The organism is Planctomycetota bacterium (assembly GCA_035574235.1).
Classification (GTDB): domain Bacteria; phylum Planctomycetota; class MHYJ01; order MHYJ01; family JACPRB01; genus DATLZA01.
Genome location: DATLZA010000159.1, coordinates 1 through 19,565 on the forward strand (window position 1 = coordinate 1; position 19,565 = coordinate 19,565).

Annotated in this window: 20 protein-coding genes; 15 read left to right on the plus strand and 5 right to left on the minus strand. The window is 69.5% G+C overall.

Annotated features, from left to right (window positions below; all coding sequences use genetic code 11):
* The 12 genes from VNO22_14835 to VNO22_14890 all read left to right on the plus strand — a co-directional run.
* The coding region (locus VNO22_14835; protein ID HXG62643.1) for a hypothetical protein at positions 1 to 433 on the plus strand (433 nt) is incomplete at its 5' end.
* Position 434: 1 nt separating this feature from the next.
* Positions 435 to 1,073 (plus strand): hypothetical protein, encoded by a 639-nt coding sequence (locus VNO22_14840; GenBank protein HXG62644.1) that lies wholly within the window; start codon positions 435 to 437, stop codon positions 1,071 to 1,073.
* 9 nt (positions 1,074 to 1,082) lie between these two features.
* Positions 1,083 to 1,688 carry a hypothetical protein gene (locus VNO22_14845; GenBank protein HXG62645.1) on the plus strand — a complete coding sequence of 202 codons (606 nt, stop codon included), beginning with the start codon at positions 1,083 to 1,085 and terminating at the stop codon, positions 1,686 to 1,688.
* 9 nt (positions 1,689 to 1,697) lie between these two features.
* Entirely contained in the window at positions 1,698 to 2,915 is a 1,218-nt protein-coding gene (locus tag VNO22_14850) for an ATP-binding protein (GenBank protein ID HXG62646.1), read from the plus strand.
* Positions 2,915 to 3,514 carry a hypothetical protein gene (locus tag VNO22_14855; protein HXG62647.1) on the plus strand — a complete coding sequence of 200 codons (600 nt, stop codon included), beginning with the start codon at positions 2,915 to 2,917 and terminating at the stop codon, positions 3,512 to 3,514. The genes VNO22_14850 and VNO22_14855 overlap by 1 nt, the downstream gene beginning before the upstream one ends.
* Before the next feature lie 16 nt (positions 3,515 to 3,530).
* Positions 3,531 to 4,664 carry an ATP-binding protein gene (locus VNO22_14860; protein ID HXG62648.1) on the plus strand — a complete coding sequence of 378 codons (1,134 nt, stop codon included), beginning with the start codon at positions 3,531 to 3,533 and terminating at the stop codon, positions 4,662 to 4,664.
* Complete coding sequence (locus tag VNO22_14865; GenBank protein ID HXG62649.1) at positions 4,661 to 5,317, plus strand: hypothetical protein; 657 nt, start codon at positions 4,661 to 4,663, stop codon at positions 5,315 to 5,317. The genes VNO22_14860 and VNO22_14865 overlap by 4 nt, the downstream gene beginning before the upstream one ends.
* A 41-nt stretch (positions 5,318 to 5,358) precedes the next feature.
* On the plus strand, positions 5,359 to 6,510 hold the full coding sequence (locus VNO22_14870; GenBank protein HXG62650.1) for a tetratricopeptide repeat protein: 1,152 nt from the start codon (positions 5,359 to 5,361) through the stop codon (positions 6,508 to 6,510).
* A 53-nt stretch (positions 6,511 to 6,563) separates the two neighbouring features.
* Positions 6,564 to 8,129, plus strand: a complete 1,566-nt coding sequence (locus tag VNO22_14875) for a glycine--tRNA ligase (protein ID HXG62651.1) — start codon at positions 6,564 to 6,566, stop codon at positions 8,127 to 8,129.
* A gap of 50 nt (positions 8,130 to 8,179) precedes the next feature.
* Positions 8,180 to 9,925, plus strand: coding sequence for a tRNA uridine-5-carboxymethylaminomethyl(34) synthesis enzyme MnmG (gene mnmG, locus VNO22_14880; GenBank protein HXG62652.1), 1,746 nt, complete (start codon positions 8,180 to 8,182; stop codon positions 9,923 to 9,925).
* Positions 9,922 to 10,899, plus strand: a complete 978-nt coding sequence (locus VNO22_14885) for a glycosyltransferase (protein HXG62653.1) — start codon at positions 9,922 to 9,924, stop codon at positions 10,897 to 10,899. The genes mnmG and VNO22_14885 overlap by 4 nt, the downstream gene beginning before the upstream one ends.
* Complete coding sequence (locus tag VNO22_14890; protein ID HXG62654.1) at positions 10,896 to 11,765, plus strand: hypothetical protein; 870 nt, start codon at positions 10,896 to 10,898, stop codon at positions 11,763 to 11,765. Before VNO22_14885 ends, VNO22_14890 begins: the two co-directional genes overlap by 4 nt.
* Before the next feature lie 13 nt (positions 11,766 to 11,778).
* On the opposite strand, the gene VNO22_14895 is transcribed toward VNO22_14890, so the two are convergent.
* The 5 genes from VNO22_14895 to VNO22_14915 all read right to left on the minus strand — a co-directional run bounded on the left by VNO22_14895 (position 11,779) and on the right by VNO22_14915 (position 17,383).
* On the minus strand, positions 11,779 to 12,828 hold the full coding sequence (locus VNO22_14895; GenBank protein ID HXG62655.1) for a CehA/McbA family metallohydrolase: 1,050 nt from the start codon (positions 12,826 to 12,828) through the stop codon (positions 11,779 to 11,781).
* A complete protein-coding gene (locus VNO22_14900) occupies positions 12,828 to 14,180 on the minus strand; it encodes a hypothetical protein (protein HXG62656.1) in 1,353 nt (450 codons plus the stop codon). The genes VNO22_14895 and VNO22_14900 overlap by 1 nt, the downstream gene beginning before the upstream one ends.
* Positions 14,158 to 15,183 (minus strand): 6-phosphofructokinase, encoded by a 1,026-nt coding sequence (locus VNO22_14905; GenBank protein HXG62657.1) that lies wholly within the window; start codon positions 15,181 to 15,183, stop codon positions 14,158 to 14,160. Before VNO22_14905 ends, VNO22_14900 begins: the two co-directional genes overlap by 23 nt.
* Before the next feature lie 116 nt (positions 15,184 to 15,299).
* Positions 15,300 to 16,427: a hypothetical protein gene (locus VNO22_14910; GenBank protein HXG62658.1), complete on the minus strand. Its 1,128-nt coding sequence runs from the start codon at positions 16,425 to 16,427 to the stop codon at positions 15,300 to 15,302.
* Entirely contained in the window at positions 16,424 to 17,383 is a 960-nt protein-coding gene (locus tag VNO22_14915) for an N-acetylmuramoyl-L-alanine amidase (protein HXG62659.1), read from the minus strand. The genes VNO22_14910 and VNO22_14915 overlap by 4 nt, the downstream gene beginning before the upstream one ends.
* A gap of 134 nt (positions 17,384 to 17,517) precedes the next feature.
* Between VNO22_14915 and VNO22_14920 the strand changes: the two genes are divergently transcribed.
* The 3 genes from VNO22_14920 to VNO22_14930 all read left to right on the plus strand — a co-directional run.
* Positions 17,518 to 18,564 (plus strand): M23 family metallopeptidase, encoded by a 1,047-nt coding sequence (locus VNO22_14920; GenBank protein ID HXG62660.1) that lies wholly within the window; start codon positions 17,518 to 17,520, stop codon positions 18,562 to 18,564.
* An 85-nt stretch (positions 18,565 to 18,649) separates the two neighbouring features.
* Entirely contained in the window at positions 18,650 to 19,216 is a 567-nt protein-coding gene (locus VNO22_14925) for a sigma-70 family RNA polymerase sigma factor (GenBank protein HXG62661.1), read from the plus strand.
* A gap of 8 nt (positions 19,217 to 19,224) precedes the next feature.
* Positions 19,225 to 19,565: hypothetical protein (locus VNO22_14930; protein ID HXG62662.1), on the plus strand; the 341-nt coding region annotated here is incomplete at its 3' end.

Genomic DNA, 19,565 nt, shown 5'->3' on the forward strand with positions numbered 1-19,565 from the left:
GGACGCCGAAGGCCTCGCGGCCGCGCGCGGCCGCGAGGTCGCCCTCCGGGATCCGTCCGATCGCGCCGGGCTTTTCTCTCCGGAGGGGCTCCGGAAGGCCCTCGCCGGGGCGCTCGGGCGCGTGGGCTTCCGCGAGGGGACCTCGGAGCGGGCCCCGGCGGAGCTTTCCGTCACCGTGGAGCCGAAGGCCGAACCGGTCGCCCCGGGGCCGACGGGCCGGCCGCCGGCATACGGCGATCCCACGGGACGCCGCACGTACTACGGCCCGGAACGCCCCGGCGAGGAGGGAGCCGGACCCGGCTTGCGGGCCGAGGCGGTTCTTACGGAGACGCGGACCGGCCGCGTCCTTTATCGCGCGGAGCTGGAAGGTCCCGCCCGGGACCTCACGGAGGAAACGCTCGCGGAGGCTCTCCTGGGCCCCCTGGAGGAATGACATGTCGATCCTCGGCAAGATCTTCAAGAGCCGCCGCGGCCTGGCCGACCTCTCCCTCGAGGAAGTCCGCCTGGAAGAGAAGCGCCTGGAGATCCGCGAGAACCAGCATCTTCATCAGATCGAGAAATACGACAAGCTCCGCGAGGAGGTCTTCCACCAGGGGGCCAAGACCCGGTCGCCGGCGCGCCGCCGCATCTACGCCCGCCGATTCGGCGAGTACTGCCAGCGGATCGCCATGATCGAGCGGGAACTGACCCGCGTGGTCAAGGAGCTCATGACGCTGGGCCGCGTCCGGTCGATCCTCGAGCGCCGGCGCCAGGTGCCCGTCCGCAACGTCCTGGAGCGCGTTTCGGAGGAGGACCTGGCGCGCCTGACGGCGCTTCTGGAGGACGACAAGGTGACCGAGGAGGTCTACCTCCAGAAACTCGACGCGCTTCTCGGCGTGGTGAACGATCCCGCGTACGAGGCGGCGGAGATCGGCACCGAAGGGATGGAAGTCCTGAAGACCTGGGAGCAGATGGACGAAGGGGAGCTGGAATTCGGCCAGGCCCTCAAGGAGGCCACCCAGCGGGAGCCGTCGGGCGGCGCCCCGGAGGCGCGGGAGCGGGAAAAGGAGCGGGGCCAGGCCGAGCCCGCCTGAGGACGGACGATGGGAATCCTTCAGATTCTGGGGCTGAAGAAGCGCGAGCTGACCCTCGAGCAGGTCCGGCGCGAGGAGATCAAGCTCGGCATCCGGGAGAACCAGACCCTCGCCAAGCTCGAAAAGCTGGAGCGCGAGCGGGAGGAGATCTTCGCGCGGGGGACCAAGATCAAGGCCCCCTCGCGCCGCCGGCAGCTCGCGCGCCTTTACGAGATGAAGTCCTCCGGCGTGCGGATGCTGGAACGGGAACTCGAGGTCCTCTCCAAGGAGCTGGCCACGATCGCGGCGCTCAAGCTCGCCCTGGAGCGCCGCCAGATGTCCCGCGACGGCGTCTCCCACCTCCTCCACCGGGTGCGGGAGACGGAACTGATGACCCTTCTCGAGGATGACAAGGTCTCCCAGGAAGTCTATCTCGAGAAGCTCAACAACGTCCTGTCCGCCGTGACCGAGGGCGAGGTCCGCCTGCCGGAGGACCTCGGCCGCGAAGGCCGCGAAGTCCTGGACGTCTGGCAGAAGATGGACGAGGGGGAGATCGAGAACTTCGAGGACGCGCTCAAGCTCGCCGACCGGCGCGTGCGCGAGAAGGAGCGGCGCGCGGAGATGGAACCCGGATAGTCGACGGCCATGGAGCTCGACCTTCACACGCCGATCAAGCAGGCCCTCGCGCGGGCCCGGGCCTCGTACGAGGCGCGGGACTACGGCGAGGCCGCCCGCGCCTACGAGAAGGCGGCCAATCTGATGCTCAAGTTCGCCGAGCAGGCCATCGGCCGCGAGGCCGAGGAGCGCCGGCGGCGGATGGCCGTCGAGTACCGCGAGATGGCCCACCGCCTGCGCGCCGGCGAAGTCGCCCCGGGCACGCCGCCTCCCGGCGACGAGACCGCCCCCGCCCGCGAGGCGCGTTCCTCCCCCGCGGCCGGCGGCGGGGAGCTCCGCGCCATCGTGGCCCACCTGGTCCACACCTCCCGCGTCACCTGGGACGACATCGGGGGGCTCGACGAGACGAAAAACGAAATCAAGTTCGCGCTCGGGATGACGCTCGCTCAGCACCCGCCGGGGGTTTCCATCTCCGCCTGGACCCGGATCCTCTTCTACGGCCCCCCCGGCACGGGAAAAACCCTCCTCGCCGCCGCGACCTCCAACGCCGTGCGCTCCTCCGAGGGCGTCCCCAGCGTCTTCTTCAACGTCAAGGTCTCCAGCATTCTCTCCAAGTACTTCGGGGAAAGCTCCAAGATCCTGAGCGAGCTCTACGGGACCGCCCGGGACACCTCCCCGTCGGTCGTGTTCCTCGACGAATTCGAATCCCTGGCCGGCCCGCGCGACTCCTCCGATTCGGGCGCGGAGCGCCGGATCCTCTCGACGCTCCTGTCCGAACTCGACGGCATGGACTCCAAGGGCCGAAGCGACCTCTATGTCCTGACGATCGCCGCGACCAACCGTCCCTGGGACCTCGACCCGGCGGTCCTCTCCCGCTTCGAAAAGAAGATCCTGATCCCCCTGCCCGACGCGGCCACCCGGGAGAAGATTCTCCGGATCCACCTCGAGCGAAAGGGCTTCGCGACCGAGGTCCCCTACGCGGATCTCGTGCGCCTCACGGAAGGCTACAGCGGCCGCGAAATCGAGCGCTTCTGCAAGGAAGTGACCACCGGCATGATCGAGGAGATGAACCGCGACATTCCGGACCTCGTGGACCGCGGTCTCGAAACCGTCCGCACGTACCGCCTGCGGGTGCGGCCGCTCGGGCGATCCGACTTCGAAGCGGCGGCCCACCTCATCCATCCCCAGACCACCGCCGAGGACATGCGCCGGTACTACGAGTGGAAGGAACGCGCCGAGGAGGCCTGATGGGCATTTTCAAGTCCCGCGAGGAAAAGCGCATCGAGCGCGACATCGAGGTGCGCAAGGGCGTCAACGCCCTCAAGCGCAACATCCGCGACCTGGCCAAGCACGAGCGCTCCTACGTCGAGAAGGCCAAGCGCGCCAAGCGCATCGGCGACCGGGAGCAGTACGAGTTCCTCAAGCGGCAGCTCAAGAAGACCGCCGCCCAGCGCCGCCTGCGCGAACGGCAGCTCCTGTCGATCGAGACGGCCGTCCAGATCAAGAACCAGGCCGAAAGCGACGCCGACTTCGCCCGCTCCATGGGCTCCGTGGCCAAGGCCATCGCCGATGTCTACGGGTCCGTGGACTTCGCCAAGACCCAGAAGAACTTCGAGAAGGCCATGATGCAGGCGGAGACCCTCCAGCAGCAGATGGAGGTCTTCCTCGAAATGACCCAGGAGCACGTCATGGCCGGCGAGGTCGAAGGCGAAAACGAGGTCATCTCGGACGCGGAGATCGACCGGATGCTCGAGGAGGAGACCGCGCACGAGGAGGGCGGCTCCGTGGACCGGGAGATCGAACAGGGCCTCAAGGACATCCAGGACGAGCTGGACCGGGAGCGCTGAACGCGGCGCCCGCCCCATGCCGAAACGGTTCCTGCTCGAATCCTTCGAGAAGCACAAGGCCAAAGGCATCGCCCGGTTCCGCATGGGCGAGCTGGAGGAGGCGCGGTACCACTTCCTGAAGGCGGCCCAGTACCTTCTCGAGCTGGCCCGGGAGACGGAGGGGCCGCTGCGCGAGACCCGCCTGCGGCGCGCCCGCGAACTCGTGGAGCTCGCCCGCAACGTCCGTTCCCGCCGGGAGGCCCTGCGTCCGGCGGCGCGGCCCGGAGACGCCCCCGGCTCCGAAGCCCCCGGCCCCGACGTGCCTCCGGAATGGGTCGTCTCCGAAAAGCCCCGCCTCCGGTTCGACGACATCGCCGGCCTCGAGGACGTGAAGGAACAGATCCGCATCAAGATGATCTACCCCTTCACCCACCCCGAGCAGGCCCGCCGCTACCGCGTCCGGACGGGCGGCGGCATCCTCCTCTACGGGCCCCCCGGCACCGGAAAGACCATGATCGCCAAGGCCGTCGCCGGGGAGCTCGAGGCGACCTTCTTCGCCATCGCCCCCTCCGAAGTCCTCAACAAATGGGTCGGCGAGAGCGAAAAGAACATCCGCAAGCTCTTCGACGCCGCCCGCGCCTCGGGCCGCGCCGTCGTCTTCATCGACGAGGTCGAAGCCCTCGTCCCGCGCCGCCGCGAGAGCGAAGCGGGAGGGGTCATGCAGCGCGTCGTGCCCCAGATCCTCGCGGAGCTGGACGGCTTCGACACCCGCTCCGACCGCACCCTCCTTTTCCTCGGGGCCACGAACGAGCCGTGGAACATCGATCCGGCCATGCTCCGCCCCGGACGCCTCGACGAGAAAGTCTACGTGGGCCTCCCCGACCGGCCCGCCCGGCGGAAGATCCTCGAGCTCAACCTCAAGGACATTCCGCTCGCCCCGGATGTGGACCTCGACGCCCTGGCCGGACGGCTCGAAGGCTACAGCGGCGCGGACGTCGCCTACCTCTGCCGCAAAGTCTCCGAACAGACGTTCCTGGAGTCCGTCCGGGAATCCCGCGAACGTCCCGTCGCCGCCGCGGATTTCGAGCGCGTCCTGGCGACGCTGCGCCCCTCGGTCGCCGCCGCCGACCTCGAGCGGTTCCGGCGCTTCCGCAGCGGAAAGACCCCATGAGACGCGCCCTCCCCTGGACCGCCGCCGTCCTCCTGGCCGCCGCCAACGTCCTGCTGCTCTTCAACGTCCGCGAACGGGACGCTTACGACGGCGGGCGGCTCCTCCCTCCGGAGGGCGCCGAGGGGCCCGAGAACGATTCCGCCTTCGCCCGGCTTTTGCCCGACCGGATCGTCCACCCCTGCCCGCGGTGCGGGGAGTGCGCCCATCCGCTCGAGATCGTCGAGAATCGCCGGACGCTCACGCTCGAAGATCGCGACGGCTGGTATCGGCTCTTCTGGGCCGGCTCCGAAACGTACCACTACGGGGATCCCGTGTTCCTGGCCGCGGGGCTGCGCAACCGCACGGCGGGCGAACCGCGGGGCTCCTGGCGCCTGCGCGCCCGTCCGGGCCCCCCCGTCCGGGGACCCGCGCCCGGGCACGCCTGCGGGGAAATCCCGTCCCTCGTCGAGCTGCGGTACGCGCTCTTCACGAGCGAGACGCCGATCGACGAAATCTACGTCTCTCCCGCTCCGCACCTGCGCGTGGCGCGCGCGATCCAGGCGCTCGCCTACCGCTACGAAGTCCCCCACCGCCCGCCCGTCCTCTATTTCGGATGGCGGCTGGCGGAGGACCCGCGGGTTGAAACCGCGCGGTGTCTCTGCGGACCGTCCTGAACGGAGCCTCTCCCGGGCCGTACAGAATTAAGGGACCGCCGATGAGCCTTGTTCTTCTGGCCTGCGGGCTTGCGGGCGCCGCGGCGAGCGGTATGGAGCGGATCGAGCGGGCGCAGGCCGCGGAACGACCGGGCGCCCCGGCCCCGCGCCGGGAGGCGCGCCTGGGACCGGACTATGCCCATCCGTTCCTGGCGTTCAAGATCTACCTCCCGCCCCGCTGGGCCGTCGGACCGCGCCAGGGCTCCGCGGACGCCAGCTTCTACGGACCGGCCGACGGACCCTATCGGCCGCGTCTGGATCTCTCCTTCGAGGCCGGCCCCAAGGCGCCGGCGGACGTGGCGGCCGCCTACAGGCAGGCGATCCGCAAATCCCACCCGGCGGCGGAATTTCTTTTCGAAGAGAGCTGGGCCCGGCGGGGACGCCAGGCCCATCAGTTCTGCGCGACCTTTTCCGAAGGGGATCCTCCCATCGCTCAGCAGGTCCTTTTCACCTTCGTCGGCGACGGATCCCGCACGGCGGTGCTCTCCTTCCTCTGCACCCGCGCGTGGTTCGAGCGCTACTTCGGGTCCGTGGATGCCTCGATGCGCTCGCTCCGCCTGTATCCCGTGCCCGAGCTTTCCGCGCAGGAGCGCCGGGCCTTTTCGGACCACTACAACGCCGGCGCGCGGGCCCACGGCGAAGGGCGGCTCGAGGAAGCCCTGGCGGAGTTCCGCGAGGCGGCGCGCCGGATCCCCTCCTTCGCGGACCTTCAGTCCACGCTCGGCATGATCCTCTTCCGGCTCGGACGCACGGCCGAGGCGGAGGCGGCCTACCGGAAAGCCGCCGAGCTCGACCCCGAGGACTACGCCCCCTGGTACAACCTGGGGGTCTGTCTTCTGCATCAGTCCCGGTACGACGCGGCGGCCGATGTCCTCGCCAAGGCTCTCGAACGGGAACCCACGATCGAGCCGGGGTGGACGAACCTCGGGGTGGCGCACCTCGGCGCGGGACGGCCCGAGCGGGCCCGGGAGGCCCTCGAGCGGGCGGTGCGGATCGACCCCGAGAGCGCCGCGGCGCACTACAACCTCGGGATCGTCTACGACCGCCTGGGACGCCGGAAGGACGCGGAACGGGAGTTCGCCGAGGTTCTCAAGATCGATCCCCGGCACGACGAGGCCGGGAAGGCGCTCCGGCGGATCCGGGAGGGCCGCTGACCGGGCGTGACTCTGTTGCGTCCGCGCCTCCCCCTTGCTACTCTGGCGGCCCTATGGTGGATCTCGACACGATCGTCTCGCTCTGCAAGCGCCGCGGCTTCATCTTCCAGTCGAGCGAAATCTACGGCGGGCTGGGCTCCGCGTGGGATTACGGTCCGCTGGGCGTCGAATACAAGAACAACATCAAGCGCGCCTGGTGGCGGGACGTCGTGCACCTGCGCGAGGACATGGTGGGCCTGGACGCGGCGATCACCATGCACCCCACGGTCTGGAAGGCCAGCGGTCACGCGGACCACTTCGCCGACCCGTTCACGGGGTGCCTCGAATGCAACCGTTACTACCGCGCCGACCACCTGCGCGAGCAGCAGGTCCGCTCCCGCTGGGCCGAGGCGCTCCGCAAGGCGCTCGAAGGCCCGGCCGCGCAGAAGGATCGCGAGAAGGCCCTGCGGAACTGGGCCCAGAGCGACGGGAAGAAGCTCGCTCCCGGACTCCCGTGGGTGAAAGATCCGTCGCGGTCCCCCCTGGAGCATCTGGAAGCGCTCCTGGCGGGCGACCGGCCGGCCTGTCCCGCCTGCGGCGGCCCGATGTCCGACCCGCGGCCGGCGAACCTCATGCTGAAGACCGTCCTCGGACCGGTCGAGGCCACGGGGGTCGTGACCTACCTGCGCCCCGAGACGGCCCAGGGAATCTTCGTCAACTTCGACAACGTGCTGCAGTCCATGCGCCGGAAGATCCCCTTCGGGATCGCTCAGATCGGGAAATCCTTCCGCAACGAGATCACGCCCGGCAACTTCACGTTCCGGACCCGCGAGTTCGAGCAGATGGAGATCGAATACTTCGTGAAGCCCGGGACCGACGAGGAGTGGCATCAACGCTGGATCGACGAGCGTTTCGCGTGGTACCTGCGGTACGGCATGCGGCGCGAGAACCTCCGGGTCCGGGAGCACGGCAAGGAAGAGCTCGCCCACTACGCCAAGCGCTGCGTGGACATCGAGTACCGGTTCCCCATGGGCTGGAGCGAGCTCGAAGGAATCGCCAACCGGACGGACTACGACCTCAAGCAGCACGCGAAATTCAGCGGCCGGACGCTCGATTATTTCGACGAGGAGACGCGGCAGCGCTACGTCCCCTACGTCATCGAGCCTTCGGCGGGGGCGGATCGTTCGGCCCTGGCCTTCCTGGTGGATGCCTACCACGAGGAGGAGGTCCGGGGGGAAAAGCGGGTGGTCCTGCGGTTCCACCCGGAGCTGGCGCCCGTCAAGGTGGCGGTGCTCCCGCTGCTCAAGAAGAACGAAAAGATCGTCGCCACCGCGCGGGCGATCGCCCGGCGGCTGCGCGCCCGCGGGTACACGATGTACGACGACACGGCGGCGATCGGCAAGCTCTACCGCCGCCAGGACGAGATCGGCACGCCCTTCTGCGTGACGGTGGACGTCCAGACCGTGGGGGACGACCGCTCGGAGCCCGACCGCCGCGTCACGATCCGCGAGCGGGATTCCATGCAGCAGATCCGGGTGCCGGAGGCCGAGCTCGAGACGATCGTCGCCGAGCTTCTCGCCGGGCGCTGGAACGAGGTGTCCGCGCGCTATCCGCGCCCGGCGGCGCCCGCGGGGGCGTAGGTCCTCCCTTCGGTTGAACCGGTTCGGCCCCGCGCCGTACAATCCCCGCCATGCCGGAGGTCATCGTCGTGGGCGCCGGCCATGCCGGCATCGAGGCGGCGCTCGCCTGCGCCCGCCTGGGTCACGAGACGCTCGTCCTCACCCTCAGCCTCGAGGCCGTGGGCCGCATGTCCTGCAACCCCGCCATGGGAGGCCTGGCCAAGGGACAGATCGTCCGCGAGATCGACGCCCTCGGGGGCGAAATGGCCCGCGCCACCGACGAAACCGGCATCCAGTTCCGCATGCTCAACACCTCCAAAGGGCCCGCCGTGCGCTCCCCCCGGGCCCAGTGCGACAAGATCCTCTACGAACGCCGCATGGCCCGCACCCTGGCCGCCCACCCCCGGATCCGCCTGGTTGAGGACGTCGCCGAGGAAATCCTCGTCGAAGGCGACCGCGTCGCCGGCGTCCGGGGACGGCACGGCGACTACCTCGCCCCCGCCGTGATCCTCACGACGGGAACCTTCCTCAAGGCCGTTCAGCACTGCGGGGAAGTCCGGCGGACCGGCGGACGCATCCACGAACCCTCCGCCGAACGCCTGAGCGACAGCCTCCGGCGGATCGGCTTCGAAATCGGCCGCCTCAAGACCGGCACGCCGGCGCGGCTGCGGCGGGACTCGATCGACTTCGACCGCCTTCAGGAACAGCGGGGGGATCCCGAGCCCGTCCCCTTCTCGCACTTCACGACGCGCTTTCCGGTGCAGCCTCAGGTCTCCTGCTGGATCACCTACACCAACGAGCGCACGCACGAAATCCTGCGCGCCAACCTCCACCGGGCCCCCATGTACAGCGGCCAGATCTCCTCCGTGGGACCCCGCTACTGCCCCTCGATCGAGGACAAGGTCGTCCGGTTCCGCGAGAAGACCCGCCACATGATCTTTCTCGAGCCCGAGACGCTGGACGGCGATTCGATCTACGTCAACGGGGCCTCGACCTCCACGCCGCCCGACGTCCAGGAGGCGTTTCTCCGGACCATTCCGGGGCTGGAGCGGGCGGAGATCCTGCGCTACGGCTACGCCGTGGAGTACGACTACGCCCCGCCCCACCAGCTCCGTCCGACGCTCGAAACCCGGCGCGTGCGGGGCCTCTACTTCGCCGGCCAGATCAACGGCACGAGCGGGTACGAGGAGGCGGGCGGCCAGGGCATCGTGGCGGGCATCAACGCGGCGCTCCGGCTTCAGGGCCGGCCCCCCTTCGTCCTGCGCCGCGACGAGGCGTACATCGGCGTCCTCATCGACGACCTCATCCGCCTGGAGCACCGCGAACCGTACCGCATGTTCACCTCGCGGGCGGAGTATCGCCTGCTCCTGCGGGCCGACAACGCCGACCGGCGCCTCATGCCCCACGCCTTCGCCCTGGGACTCCTCACGGACCGCTCGGACTTCGACGCGCGCGAGCGGGCCATCGCCGCCGCCCTCGCCGAGCTCCGCCGCACGGGAAAGGACGCGCTCCTGCGCCGCCCCGAAATCGGGATCGATCAGGTCCTGCCGGGACTGCCCCGGGCCGTGGCCGAGGCGGTCGAAATCGAGGTCAAGTACGAAGGCTACATCCGGCGTCAGGCCCAGGACGTGGAGCGCTTCCGCCGCCTCGAGGAAAAGCTCATCCCGGAATCCTTCGACTACCGCCGCCTGCGGCACCTGCGGTTCGAGGCGCGGGAAAAGCTGGAGCGGGTCCGGCCGCGCTCGATCGGCCAGGCGTCGCGGATCGCCGGGGTCACCCCCGCGGATCTCCAGATCCTCCTGGTGCACCTCGGATGAGCCTCCCGCGGCTGCTCTTTCTGACCTCCGGAAGAAACGTCCCTTCGGCGCGCTTCCGGGTGCTCCAGTACCTGCCGCACCTGGCCGGGCGGGCCGTGGCCCACGTGGCCCCCTGCCGGCCGCCCAAGAACGTCACGCACTACGACTTCCGCTTCGGGGGGCGCCCGCTGGGGCTGCTCCTGTGGACGGGAAAGCTCGTCAGCCGCCTGACCTCGATCCTGCGGGGGCCGCTTCACGACCTCGTCTACCTGGAGCGGGAGCTTCTCCTGCCGGGAACGCCCCTTCTGGAGCGCTGGGCCCTGGCGCTGGCGCCCCGGAGCGTCTTCGACTTCGACGACGCCCTCTACCTGCGCCGGCCCGAGGCGATCGCCGACATCTGCCGCCGCGCCACGCGGGTCATCGCCGGAAACGAGACCCTCGCCGCCTGGGCGCGCCGCCACACGGACCGCGTGAGCGTCGTGCCCACGCCGATCGACACGGACCGCTGGACGCCCGGCCGGCGCGACGGGCGCACCGTCGTCTGGACCGGAAGCGCGGAGAACCTGCCGTATCTGGCCGCCGTCCGGGACCGGATCCGCGCGCCCCTGCGCGTCGTCTGCAACCGCCGTCCGCCCTTCCCCTGCGAGTTCGTCCCCTGGAGTCCCGAAACCGAGGTCGAGGCCCTCCGGACGGCCGGCGCCGGGGTGATGCCGCTTCCCGACGACGAGTGGGCGAGGGGCAAGTGCGGCTTCAAGCTCCTGCAGTACATGGCCTGCGGGCTCCCCGTGGCGGCCTCGCCGGTGGGGGTGAACGCCGACATCGTGGGGGAGGCGGGGGTGCTCGTTTCCGACGGCGACTGGGGCGGCGCGGTCGAGCGGGCGCTCGGGATGGACGGGGCGCCCGCGCGGGCGCGCGCGGAGGCGCTCTACTCGGTCCGGGCGGTTTTCCCGCGCTGGTGGGAGGCGATCCGGCTGGCCCTGGAGGCTTCCCCGTGAGGCGCGCCGCGGCGCTCCTTCTCCCCTGGGCGCTCGGCTGCGCCGCCGGAAGCGGAGTGCCCCCTTCCCTCCGGGAGCTTCCCGCCTCCGACGAGGAAACCCGCCGGGCCGCCGACGAGATCCGCCGCGAGCTGGGCGAGGGATTCCTCGTGGAGCTCGTGGAGGGAATCTTCTTCGCCGCCACGGACGACACGGCGGAGAACTTCGCCCGCCATCGCGCGACGATCGCGCTCGTTTTCCGGTTCCTGCGGAGCGACTACCTGAAGCGGATCCCCTCCCGGCCGGTGCGGGTCTATCTGTTCCGCGATCGGCGGGGCTACGAAGGCTACTGCCGGGCCGCCTACGGAGAGCCGCCGTCCACGCCCTTCGGCTTCTACCGCGCCGGCGAGCGCAAGATCGTGCTCGACATCTCGACCGGCGGCGGAACGCTGGCGCACGAGATCGTGCATCCCCTTCTGGCGGAGGATTTCCCCGGCGTGCCGAGCTGGCTCAACGAGGGGTTCGCCTCCCTCTTCGAGCGCTTCCGGGAGCGCGACGGGGCGGTCGAGGGCCGCCCCAACTGGCGGCTCCCGGTCCTTCAGCGGGCCCTCCGAGACGGCCGGGCGCCCGGGCTCCGGAGGCTCCTGGAATCCCCGCCCAACGAATTCTACGGCGACGAGCGGGGCGTATCGTACGCGGCCGCCCGGCACCTGTGCCTGTGGCTTCAGGAGCGCGGGCTTCTGGCCCGCTTCTATCGGGAGTTCCGGGACGGGGCGGCGGCGGATCCCTCCGGTCTCCGGACGCTCGAACGGGTCGCCGGCCGTGCGCTGGCGGACCTCGAGCGGGATTGGACGGCCTGGGTCCGGGACCTCCGGCCGGGCGACTGACGGGCCTTGCTCTCTACTTGGGCGCCGTCACGTAGATGCTGTTGGAGAGCACCCAGACGATGTCGTTGCGCATCGCCTCGACGCGATAGACGCCGGGCTCCGTGATCTCGACGAGGATCTCGTTGCCCTCCTCCTCGAGGATGGATTCGCCGTTGCGGTAGACGTTGAGCAGCCCCTCCTCCGGGAAGGTGGCGATGAGCTCCGTCTTCTCGCCCAGTTCGATCGAATCCCCCATGCCGGCGACGGCCTTCCCGTTGTCGATCTCGAAGGAGAACTCCGTGGGATCGTCCCAATAGTCGAAGGAGACGTAGAGGCTGCCGTGGCGCACGGCGTCGAGGATCTGCTTTTTGGCCTTCGCGTAGTCCTTCTCGAGGGGCCGGTCGAGAAGCACGTGGTTGGTGATCGTGCGGAAGGCCACTTCGTAGGGGAAGATGTGCAGCACCTGGCCGTTGTATTCCTTGCGGTATTTGTGGTTGTCGATCTCGCCGATGCCGACGACCTTGCGCTTGAGGCTGAGCTGGTCCCAGCGCTTGAGCGTCTCGATGCGCGGCCCGGAGAGCCAGTCCTCGAACTCCGTGTAGACGTCCATCGAGATGTCCTCGCGGTCGAGCTGGCTCTGCCAGTCGGTCATGAGGTCCCAGAGCCCCATGCCGGCGTATCCCTCGACGTCCCAGGCCTCCCAGCGGTAGCTCGGGATGTTGAAGCGGCGGGTGCCCATGTGGTCGGGGTGGGCGATGAAGCCGAACCACCCCTGCTCGTTGACGGCGTTGATGTACTCCTGAGGCTTCAGGGTCTTGAGCCGCTCGACGTCCTGGAGCTTTTTCTCCCCGAAGACGATGTAGTGGTTGAGCGGGGGCGTGATCTCGGTGCCGCAGATCATAAGGACGCTGCCGTGCCAGCGCTCGTGGCCGTCCTCGACGGGCTTCATCTGGTCGTGATCGGTCATCATCACGAAGTCCAGACCCACCTCGTTGGCCGCCTTCGCGATCTCCTCCATGTCCCCCGTGCCGTCGGAGTAGGTGGAGTGGCAGTGGATGACGCCGCGGTAGTCGTACTTGGCCATCAGAGATCCCTGAGAAGTTCTTTCAATGCGCCCAGAAGCGTGGGGGCCGTCTCCGGTCCCAGCGACATGGACTCCTCATACCTATTAGGTTCGAAGTCCTCTTTGGGCAAGATATATCCGACCTCGTCCTGTCCGAGTCCCAGAAGCATCTTGTGCCGCGCGCGCATCAGGGCGAAGACCTCGCGGCCCACCTCGGGAAACGCCTCGCCGGGCACCGTCACCAGAAGAATCTCGCCCAGGCGGAGGGCCGCCACCTCCGACCCCACCGTCCAGCGTCCGTCGCGCTCCTCCACGAGCGGCTCCGTTTCCCGGCCGAACACGCCCGCCTTGAAGGCCGCCAGGAACCGGCGGTTTTCCATCGGGAAGCGCACCTCCCGGCGGACGAAGCGGACGTCCGGAACCGGCACTAATGGAGCCTCCCGGAGCGCTTCCGTTACGCGGCCGGCGACGGTTTCGCCGACGCGCCGCGCCTCCTCCCAGGAGGGTTCCCGGACGGCCGGCGTCTGCATGCCCCCGAGATCGGCCGCCGCGAAGACCGCCACGGCCCCGGGGAAATCCCGTTCGAGCGCTTCCCGCAGAAAATGCGGGTAGTCGCTCGTCACGAAACGGTTCTTCGCTCCGAGCGCCTCCGGATGCATGGCGAAGCTCACGAGCACCGCGCGCGGCCGCCCCGCGGCGTCCTCCGCCAGAATCGCCGAAGCCGTCTCGTTCAGGATCGCCGGCGGCCGGATGTCCTTGACCACGCCCCCCACGCGGACCGCAGCCGCCCTGAGACGCGCCGGCGCGCGCCCCTCCCGGGCCCGGCGGGCGGCTTCCGCCACCGCCTTCTCGAGACGCCCGAGATACGCCTCCGAAACCCCCGAAAGGCCCGGCAGCGGCCCCCAAAGGCCGATCGTGTCCGGCCCGCTGTGGACGTGCGTGGCGCACAGAACGGCCGCCTCCCCCGCGTCCCCGAGGCGCGCCCTCAGCCGCCGGACCCGCCCGTGGGGAAGGCCCACGAGATCCAGCGCCACGAGGAGCGCTCCCCGCCCCCCCTTCTCGAACCAGACGGCCCGCGCCCAGAGCGGATCATGCACGCCGAGCGCGGTCCGGTTCAGGCCGAAGCCCGCCAGGTACACGGGATCCCAGCGTCCGTTCCCGTTGAGATCCGCGAACGGCTCGTCGGGATCCCGCCGGCCGTTGCCGTTGCGGTCCTCGAAGGTCTCGATCTCGGGAGTGATCTCGACCTTCGCGGCGCCGACGAAGAGCGGCTCCTCCTCTCCGGAGCCGTCCTGAGGGGACGCCGGCGGCGCGCACGAGGCCGCCGCCCACAGCGCCCCGGCCAGGAGACTAGCCGAAGAAGATCTCGACATCCTTGTAAAGGTCCATGTCGAGGTCGCGCTTCTGCTGGTCGATCGACGGCAGCGGCACGTCCACGATCTTGAAGCCGTCCAGCGCCACCATGCGCCCCCACTTGCGCTCCCGCACGAGATCCACGGCCTTCAGTCCGTACCGCGTGGCGATCAGGCGGTCGAACGCCGTGGGCGTCCCGCCGCGCTGCACGTGCCCCAGGATCGTCACCCGCGTTTCGAAGCCGGTGCGCTTCTCGATCTCCGAGGCCACCAGGTTGCCGATCCCGCCCAGGCGCTCGTGGCCGAATTCGTCGACGCGCGAATCCTGGGTCACGAGCTTCCCGTCCTTGGGCTTGGCCCCCTCGGCGACGACGACGATGGAGAAGTCCTTGCCCCGCTGCTTGCGGCGCTTGAGCGAAGCGCAGACGTCCTCGATGTCGAACGGCTTCTCCGGCACCAGGCAGTAGTCCGCGCCGCCGGCGATGGAGGCCACCGCGGCGATCCATCCGGCGTGCCGGCCCATGACCTCGACCACCATGACGCGGTGGTGGCTCTCCGCGGTGGTGTGGAGGCGGTCGATCGCCTCCGTGGCAATGCTCACCGCCGTGTCGAAGCCGAAGGTCTGGTCCGTGCCCGCCAGATCGTTGTCGATCGTCTTGGGCACGCCCACCACGGGCATCCCCCGCTCATGGAAACGCTTGGCCACTCCGAGCGTGTCCTCGCCGCCGATGGCGATCAGGGCGTCCAGCCCGTAGCGCTTGAAGTTGTACTCGCACTTCTCGACGTACTCGATGGACTTAAAGGGATTGGTGCGGGAGGTGCCCAGAACCGTCCCGCCCCGGGGCAGCAGACCCGACACGGAAAAGTCCGTCAGCGGCTCGACCTGTCCCTCGACCAGACCCTTCCAGCCGTTCTTGATGCCCAGGACCGTGTCCCCGCCCTTCTCCGCCTTCTTCACGACGGCCCGGATGACGGCATTGAGCCCCGGACAGTCTCCGCCCCCCGTCAGAACTCCCATTTTCATAATAAGAGCCCTTTGGAAAAAACCGTGAAGGAGTGGAATTATAGGGGATCCCGCGGAGGATAGCAAGGGAACGTCCGGAAATGGACGGCGCGCCTTCCGGAGGCGAAAAACGCCGCCTACCGCGCGGTCCGCCCGGCTTCCAGGCGCTCCTTTCGATCCAGGATTTCGTCCCAGTCGGCGTACCCGGCGCGCACGAGCGCGAGGTACTCTTCCGCATCCGCCCGGAGATCCGGGCAGCGGGCGGCCAGGCGCTCCAGGGCCTCCGCCGCTTCGCTCCGGCCGCACCGCACCAGGTTGTCCAGGAGCGCCCGCCGGAGCGCGGGCTCGGTTTCCCGATCGAGCGCCGCCCCCAGAGCCGCCAGCGCCGTCGCGCGATGCTCCGGAGGCGCCTCCCCCAGTTTGTCGGCGGCCGACCGGCGGACCTCCGGCGACGCATCCGCCAGGAAACCCGCCAGCCTCCGCACGGCCGCCGGATCGGCCGACCGGACGTCGAGCGACAGCAGCGCCTGCTGGCGAACCTCGTCGGGCGCCGGACGCGCCGCCACGTCCAGAAGCGCCGCCTGGACGGCTCCCGACCGATCCGCGTTCTTCACCGCATAGGAGGCCAAGGCGCCGAGCGCGGAGAGGCACAGGTCCCCCGCTCCTTCCGTCCGCGCCAGCGCCAGCAGCCCCTCGAGCACCCTTCCGTCCCGGTCCCACACGGTCCCGAGAAACGCCACCGCCGCCTGCCGCCGGGCCGCGGGTCCTTCCGTCCGGGCCATTTCGAGGAACGCTTCCTTCACCCCCGGCGCCTCCGCCGCCTCCGGCTGGAGGGCCAGCGCCCCCTGAAGAACGTCCAGCGTCGCCGCATCGGTCTCCGACCGGAACATCTCCACCAGCTCGGCGGGGGACATCCGGCCTTCCCCGAGCGCCGCCACGAGGAATTCATGAAGGGCGTTCAGCGCCAGGACCCGATCCTCTCCCCCGCGCCGGGCCGCCTCCCGCAGCCGCCCCAGATCCTCCCGCGCCCGCGCAAGCTCCCCGGCCGAAGGAGCCGGACGCGGCGCCGACGGAGGCGGACCCGAACAGAGATGAACCGCCTCGCCCTTATCGTCCGGCGCCGGACGCGCCGACCGCGGCGGCGCCGGCGGCCGGACGTCGCCCCCCGCTCCGGCCGCCCCCTGGTGCCTTCCCAGTCCGTACGCGCCCAGGGTCAGAAGCGCCCCGGCCAGCGCCCAGCCCGCTCCTCTGCTTATGCCGCTCATAGACCGAACGTGCTCGTATAACCGCCGTGCACCCACCAGGCCCCGCCCCCCCAGTAGATCTTATACCAGGCGCCCGAAACGGCGATTCGCACGTACCGTCGGCCCCGCGAGGCCGTCCCCACGATACGGTATCCCGTCGAGGGACCCGACCGGACGTTGAGGACGTCGGTCTGGATCGACACGCCGGTCACTCCCGTCACCCGCGTGAGGTACCCGCCGTAGCACCAGCCCGTGTTGTCGGCGAAATGGATCTTGTACCAGCCGCCCGAGGTGGCCACGGCGACGTACCGCTGGCCCCGCGCGATCGTGCCCAGGATCGAGTACCCGGTCGAAGGCCCCGTGCGGACGTTGAGCACATCCGCCGTGGACTGAACGGCTCTCAGGATCGTGGTCGTCGAGGACGAGCTCCCCGAACGGACCAGGCTCATGTAATAGTTCCAGTTGAAGTACGGACCGGGGTCGCGATGGGTGGCCCCGGGAACTTCGTTATGTCCGATGATGTGCGCCCGATCCATGGGAATGCCGTACGTCAGGCAGATCCAACGGGTCAGCGCCGCCGACGCGCGGTATTCGGCGTCCGTCCAGTAGTTCCGAAAGGCGTATCCCTCGTGCTCGATCCCGATCGAATGGGCGTTGTAGTAGGAGTTCCCCGCGTGCCAGGCGATGTCCTTGTCGCGCACGCACTGATAGATCGTTCCGGAATACGAGACCACGTAGTGCGCGCTCACGTTGGAGCGGCTGGTCTGGAACCAGGAGATCGCCCCCTGGGCGCTGCCTTCGATCGTGTGGATGACGACGTACCGGATGTCGCGGTTGTACGACACGCTCGTGTAGTTGTCCGCAGCCGCCGGCCTCCAGTACGTCGTCGGCTTCGACTGCGCCAGGGCCGGAAGCGAAACCGCCAGGAACCCCACCCACGCCCCCAGGAGACGCCCCATCCGACGGCTGCAACCCATAAGCCCTCCTGTTCAGGAAGCGCTCGCCCCATACAAGCCAACGGGGCCGGGTCGCGGCGTCGTACATGAAAAACGCGGCCGGGAAGATGTACGAAAAAGGATCCCGGAATCGTTTCCTGAGGCGGAGGAATACCATGTTCTGGGTCCAGGCCGTCCTCGTCGCGAGCTGTCTGCAGTCCGCCTCGGGAAAAGCGACCTACCGGCTTCCGTACGAAGACGGCAAATCCTTTCCCGTCACGCAGGGGAACGACGGTTCGGTTTCCCACCGGGGAGCCGGGCGCTTCGCCTTCGACTTCGGAATGCCGGAAGGGACCCCCGTCTGCGCGGCCCGGGGCGGAAAGGTCGTGGCCGCCGCGGAGGACGAAACGGCCCGCGGCGCCTCCGGCAAGTACGGCGGCCTGGGCAACCATGTCAAGATCGATCACGGGGACGGCACGGTCGGCGTCTACATGCACCTCAAGCCTCAGGGGGTCGAAGTCGAGGTCGGCGAGACGGTCCTGCAGGGAGACATCATCGGCTTCTCCGGAGCCACCGGCAACGTGACCGGGCCGCACCTGCACTTCCAGGTGGAACGCGACGGACGTTCGATCCCCATCGCCTTCGACGACGTCGAGACGGACGGCGGCGTCCCCCAGGAGGGGCGTTCCTACACGTCGCGGAACACCCCGGGGATTCCGGCCGAGGTGAAGGATCGCCTGACGGCGCTCCGGCGGGCGGCGCGCCTGGCCGAAGAGGAGGGAGCCTGGGGGATCGTCTACCGGGCCTGCAAGCGGCTGGCGGAGGAAAAACTGCGCGTTCCCTATCCGCCTCAGGAGGAGGCCCGCCGGACGATGCAAGCCGTCGCGGAGCGGGCGGCGGAGGCGGCCCGGTCGCGCGACCTCGACGGACTTTTCCGGGCCCGGGCCGCGTTCGAAGGCGCTCCCGACGGCCCGATCCGGGACGCGCTGGCGGCCCTCGAGAAGGAACCCGGATATCGGGAGGCCCGCGCGCGGGCCCGAACGTGGGAGCGCTTCTACCGCGCGCTTCGCGACGAGGTCGAAGGCAAGCTTCCCTCCGCCCGGCTGCAGTATCGACGGGTCCTTACGGAAGGCCCGGATCCCGATCTGGCCTCGCGGGTGCGCCGGAGGCTCGACGCGGTCGAGGCGCTCCTGCGGGAGCGCCTCCGGGAGACGAGATCTTGACGTGTATAATCTGACGGCATGGACCGTGGCGGCCCCCGGGATCGCCCTCCGGGGCGCGTCTCGCCCCGTCCGAGGAGCCGCCGCCGTGGGCGATAAGGAGCTCGTGGCGGCGCTCCGGACCGGCCAGAACCAGGCCTGGACCCAGCTCGTCGATCGTTACCTGCGCCTGGTCCTGTTCGTCGTCCGGCGCACACTGGTGCGCCTGGGGCTCTCGCCGTCCGAGGCGGACGTGGAAGACGTCGCCTTCGAGCTCTTCGAGTCTCTCGTTCGGGACAACTACCGCGCCCTGGCCGGCCTCCGCGAACCCTACGACCTCAAAGCCTGGCTGGCCGTCAGCGCCCGCCGCCGGGCGATCGATTTCGCTCGGCGGCGCAAGGAAACGGTTTCCCTGGACCGCCCCCTCTCCGCCGCGGCGGCGGATCCTGCGGCCGAGCCCGAGGAGAAACCCTACCGGGAGGCGCTCCGAAAGTCCCTGGAAGTCCTGAACGAACGGGAGCGGGCGGTGGTGGAGTCGTTCTACTTCGACGGACGCAGTTACCGGGAGATCGCCGATCGGGTCGGCATCAATCCCAACAGCATCGGTCCGACGCTCCTTCGGGCCGTGGAAAAGATCCGTTCGTATCTGGCCGAAAGAAACCTTCTGAATCGCTGAGGTCCGCCATGACGTGCCCCGACCGGCAGGAACTTCTGGACGCCGCCCACGGCCGGGCCGAAAACCCGTCTCTGGCGGCGCATCTCGCGGCTTGCGCCGGCTGCCGGAAAACCTACGAGGAACTCGCGGCCCTGGCGGAGGATCTGGCGAGCCTGAGGATCAAGGACCGGTGCCCCGCGGATGAAACCCTGGCCGTCTGGGCGCGCCACCCCGCGCTTCCGGAGGCCGCGCGCCACCTGTCCTCCTGTCCGTCCTGTCAAGAGGCCGTCGCGGATCTGGCGGAGGCCCTGGCGGCGGATCCGGACGTGCGGCCCTCCGAGCGCCTGCGCCGGAAGGTCCTGTCGCTCGT

Bases quoted from the DNA above. Each gene is read 5' to 3' on its own strand.
- VNO22_14840 (HXG62644.1), top strand. From the start codon at position 435: ATGTCGATCCTCGGCAAGATCTTCAAGAGCCGCCGCGGCCTGGCCGAC.
- VNO22_14845 (HXG62645.1), top strand. From the start codon at position 1,083: ATGGGAATCCTTCAGATTCTGGGGCTGAAGAAGCGCGAGCTGACCCTC.
- VNO22_14850 (HXG62646.1), top strand. From the start codon at position 1,698: ATGGAGCTCGACCTTCACACGCCGATCAAGCAGGCCCTCGCGCGGGCC.
- VNO22_14855 (HXG62647.1), top strand. From the start codon at position 2,915: ATGGGCATTTTCAAGTCCCGCGAGGAAAAGCGCATCGAGCGCGACATC.
- VNO22_14860 (HXG62648.1), top strand. From the start codon at position 3,531: ATGCCGAAACGGTTCCTGCTCGAATCCTTCGAGAAGCACAAGGCCAAA.
- VNO22_14865 (HXG62649.1), top strand. From the start codon at position 4,661: ATGAGACGCGCCCTCCCCTGGACCGCCGCCGTCCTCCTGGCCGCCGCC.
- VNO22_14870 (HXG62650.1), top strand. From the start codon at position 5,359: ATGAGCCTTGTTCTTCTGGCCTGCGGGCTTGCGGGCGCCGCGGCGAGC.
- VNO22_14875 (HXG62651.1), top strand. From the start codon at position 6,564: ATGGTGGATCTCGACACGATCGTCTCGCTCTGCAAGCGCCGCGGCTTC.
- mnmG (HXG62652.1), top strand. From the start codon at position 8,180: ATGCCGGAGGTCATCGTCGTGGGCGCCGGCCATGCCGGCATCGAGGCG.
- VNO22_14885 (HXG62653.1), top strand. From the start codon at position 9,922: ATGAGCCTCCCGCGGCTGCTCTTTCTGACCTCCGGAAGAAACGTCCCT.
- VNO22_14895 (HXG62655.1), bottom strand. From the start codon at position 12,828: ATGGCCAAGTACGACTACCGCGGCGTCATCCACTGCCACTCCACCTAC.
- VNO22_14900 (HXG62656.1), bottom strand. From the start codon at position 14,180: ATGTCGAGATCTTCTTCGGCTAGTCTCCTGGCCGGGGCGCTGTGGGCG.
- VNO22_14905 (HXG62657.1), bottom strand. From the start codon at position 15,183: ATGAAAATGGGAGTTCTGACGGGGGGCGGAGACTGTCCGGGGCTCAAT.
- VNO22_14910 (HXG62658.1), bottom strand. From the start codon at position 16,427: ATGAGCGGCATAAGCAGAGGAGCGGGCTGGGCGCTGGCCGGGGCGCTT.
- VNO22_14915 (HXG62659.1), bottom strand. From the start codon at position 17,383: ATGGGTTGCAGCCGTCGGATGGGGCGTCTCCTGGGGGCGTGGGTGGGG.
- VNO22_14920 (HXG62660.1), top strand. From the start codon at position 17,518: ATGTTCTGGGTCCAGGCCGTCCTCGTCGCGAGCTGTCTGCAGTCCGCC.